The following is a 3,236-nucleotide window of genomic DNA, read 5'->3' on the forward strand; positions in this document are numbered from 1 at the left end:
CTCCCCCTGACCCTGCCGGGCGTGCTCACTGCGTTCCTCATGGTCTTCGTGCTCTCCGTCAGCACCTTCATCACCCCGCGCCTGCTGGGTGGCGGCGCGGTGCAGGTGCTGGCCACGGAAATCTACGACCAGACCACAGGCCTGCTCAACTGGCCCTTCGCAGCCGCCCTGTCCGTCATCCTGCTGCTGCTCTTCGGCCTCATCATCGCCGTGTACCAGCGCCTGACCAAGAAGATCGGAGCCTGAGATGAGCCAGAACACCCTGGCGGCCCCGCGGCCCGCCCTCACGGACCAGCACGCGCCCGTTTTCAAGCCGCGCCGCAAAACAGGGRCCTTCATCTTCAACRCCGTGGTCTTCCTGCTYTACCTGTTCCTGCTGGCGCCGCTGCTGATCGTGGTRGTSATYTCCTTCGCCTCCAACCAGTACCTGTCCTTCCCCCCGGAAGGCTTCACCCTGGACTGGTACGCGGCACTGCCCGGCCAGGAAACCTTCATGAGCGGCCTGCRKATCAGCCTCATCACGGCCTCYGCGGTCACGGTGCTGGTCCTGCTCCTCGGTGTGCCGGCCGCGCTRGCGCTGGCGCGCTTCCGTTTCAAGGGCAAGGAAGCCGTCCAGGCGTTCTTCCTGTCGCCACTCATGATCCCCAGCATCGTCCTTGCCCTCGGCATGGTGCTCCTGTTCGGTCCGTTGAAGCTGAACAACACCTACGCGGGCATCATCATCGGCCACATCGCGGTGACCTTCCCGTTCGTWGTGCGCACCACCCTGATGAGCCTTGCCACCACGGATACGTCCTGCGAGGAGGCCGCCCGGATCCTGGGCGCCGATTCCTGGACGGTGTTCCGCCGCGTCACCCTGCCGCTCATCCGCCCGGGCGTCATCGCCGGCGGCGTGATCGCCTTCATCGTCTCCTTCGACGAAGCGGTGATCTCGCTGTTCGTGGCYGARTCCGGCCTGCCCACCCTTCCCGTGCAGGTGCTGCGTTATGTGGAGAACTCCGCCGACGCCGCCGTGGCCGCGCTCTCCGTCCTGCTGATCCTGTTCTCCATGGCCGTGGTGGTCATTGTGGAGCGGGTGATGGGCCTGCGGAAGGCCCTGTAGCTACGGCATTGCGAAACACCCTGCTYAMTRGCCGCGCCCGGTTTGTCCGGGCGCGGCYWTYYGCATTGTCCGGCCGCCTTTTCATAAGGATTCCTTATGATGGGACGCCCAATAAGTCTTTGTCGTGAGGGTGGTCACGGTGGAACCCTCGAAGTGTGGGGCAGTGATGCCAGCAACATTTCGTGAGGAAAGAGGACAACGTGAATGCCGTGGTCGATCTCGTAGCAGATCTGGGCGAAGGATTCGGCGCCTACACCCTGGGCGAGGACCAGGACCTCCTGGACATTGTTTCCAGCGCCAACATCGCCTGCGGTTTCCACGCCGGGGATCCGGACATCATGGACCGCACCGTCGCCGAATGCGTGCGCCGCGGCGTGGGCGTCGGAGCCCACCCCAGCTTCCCGGACCTGCGCGGCTTCGGTCGCCGCGCCATGGACCTCAGCGCGGAGGAAGTCCGCACCGACACCCTTTACCAGCTTGGTGCCCTCTCGGCCTTCGCGGCCTACCACGGCACCCGCGTTTCGCACATCGCCCCGCACGGCCGCCTCGGCAACCTGGTCGCCACCCGCGCGGACTACGCCGACGCCGTTGCTGACGCAGCCTTCCGCGCCGACCCCTCCCTGATCGTCCTGGCCCAGGATGGCGAGCTGGCGCGTGCCGCCGCCCGGCGTGGCCTCGGAGTCGCGATCGTCGGCATCGCGGACCGCGCCTACCAGCCGGACGGCACTCTCGTTCCGCGCAGCGAACCCGGCGCCGTGCTGCACGACCCCGCCGTCATCGTCGAGCGGACTGTCCGCATGGTCTGCGAAGGCGTCATCGAAACGGTGGCCGGCACCGACGTCGCCATCCAGGCGGACACGGTCCTGCTGCATGGGGACAACCCGGGCGCCGTCGCGCTGGCCCGCCTGATCCGGCAGGAACTCACCGCTGCCGGTGTCCGCATCGCCCCGCTGGCCGAGGTCCTCGGCGCCAGGCAGGACGCGGCCTGACATGAGCGTCTTCACCGCTTCCGCCGTCGAGATCCACGAATCCGGCGATTCCGCCGTGCGCGTCGTGGCCCTCTCCGAAGACCCCGAACGCAACTGGGAGACCGTGCACCGGCTGGCCGACTGGCTGGACACGTGCGACGCCGAGGGCCTCCACGGCGCCGTTCCCACCTATGACTCGGTGCTGGTGGAGTTCGACCCCGCCGCCGTGTCCGCCAAGCAGCTGCGCGCCTTCGTGCAGCTGGGCCTCCGCCAGCTCGACGCCGGATCCCCGGCCGGGCCGCGGCATTTCGAGGTGCCCGTGGTCTACGGAGGTGAGTTCGGACCCGACCTGGAGGACGTTGCCGCCCAGCAGGGGATCACGGCCGACGAGGTCATCGCCTTGCACTCGGCCAAGAGCTACACCATCCGCTGCATGGGTGCCCCCGCCGGATCGCCCATGATGGACGGCCCGGATTTCCCTCATCCCGTACCCCGCCTGAAGGATCCGCGGCTGAGCGTCCCAGCCGGCTCGATCGCCGTTGCCGGGCGGCAGGCCGTGATCTCCCCTGCTGTTTCACCCGGCGGCTGGTGCGTGATCGGCCGGACGCCCCTCACGGTGCTCGACCTGGGCCGGGACCCGCTGGTCCCCTACCGCCCCGGCGACACCCTGCGGTTCCGCCGGATCAGCCGGGAAGAATTCGACGGCTACGCCGGTAGGTATCTGGAGGCACAGCTGCCTGACCTCCACCTGCCTGAATCACAGCAGATGGAGGCGGCGCGGTGAACGGCCGGATCGTCGTCGAGCAGCCCGGAAACTCCGTGGTCACGGACCTGGGACGTCACCGGGGGCCGCGCTTCGGCCTGCCGGTCAACGGCGCCCTGGACCAGTTTTCCGCGCGGGCTGCGAACATCCTCGCCGGCAACCCGGACAATGCGCCCCTGATCGAGGTCACCGCCCTGGACTTCCGGATGCGCCCGGACCGGGACCTGCTGATCGCCGTCACCGGATCACCGCTCACCCTCACTGTCGGGGGCCGCGAGCACTCCCAGTGGGAACCCGTTTCCGTCCGCGCCGGGGAAGCCGTCACCATCCGCGGAATCCACGGCGGGCTGCGCGCCTACCTGGCCATCCACGGCTCGGTGGACGCCCCGCTGCTGATGGGCAG

General features: G+C 68.3%; 3 protein-coding genes and 2 pseudogenes. All 5 read left to right on the forward strand.

The window, feature by feature from the left end:
* Nucleotides 1-246 (forward strand): annotated as a pseudogene (locus BIU82_RS11705) (ABC transporter permease); the annotation flags it as partial.
* A 1-nt stretch (nucleotide 247) separates the two neighbouring features.
* Nucleotides 248-1,102 carry an ABC transporter permease gene (locus tag BIU82_RS11710; RefSeq protein ID WP_083292305.1) on the forward strand — a complete coding sequence of 285 codons (855 nt, stop codon included), beginning with the start codon at nucleotides 248-250 and terminating at the stop codon, nucleotides 1,100-1,102.
* 200 nt (nucleotides 1,103-1,302) lie between these two features.
* Entirely contained in the window at nucleotides 1,303-2,091 is a 789-nt protein-coding gene (locus BIU82_RS11715; protein ID WP_070349659.1) for a 5-oxoprolinase subunit PxpA, read from the forward strand.
* A gap of 1 nt (nucleotide 2,092) precedes the next feature.
* On the forward strand, nucleotides 2,093-2,854 hold the full coding sequence (locus tag BIU82_RS11720; protein ID WP_070349660.1) for a carboxyltransferase domain-containing protein: 762 nt from the start codon (nucleotides 2,093-2,095) through the stop codon (nucleotides 2,852-2,854).
* A pseudogene (locus tag BIU82_RS11725) lies at nucleotides 2,851-3,236 on the forward strand (allophanate hydrolase); the annotation flags it as partial. The gene BIU82_RS11720 and the pseudogene BIU82_RS11725, both read left to right, overlap by 4 nt.

The sequence above is a fragment of the Arthrobacter sp. SW1 genome (assembly GCF_001766675.1).
Taxonomy (GTDB): Bacteria; Actinomycetota; Actinomycetes; order Actinomycetales; family Micrococcaceae; genus Arthrobacter.

What these genes read in the sequence shown, in the direction of transcription:
- BIU82_RS11720 (WP_070349660.1), top strand. Translation starts at nt 2,093, where the DNA reads ATGAGCGTCTTCACCGCTTCCGCCGTCGAGATCCACGAATCCGGCGAT.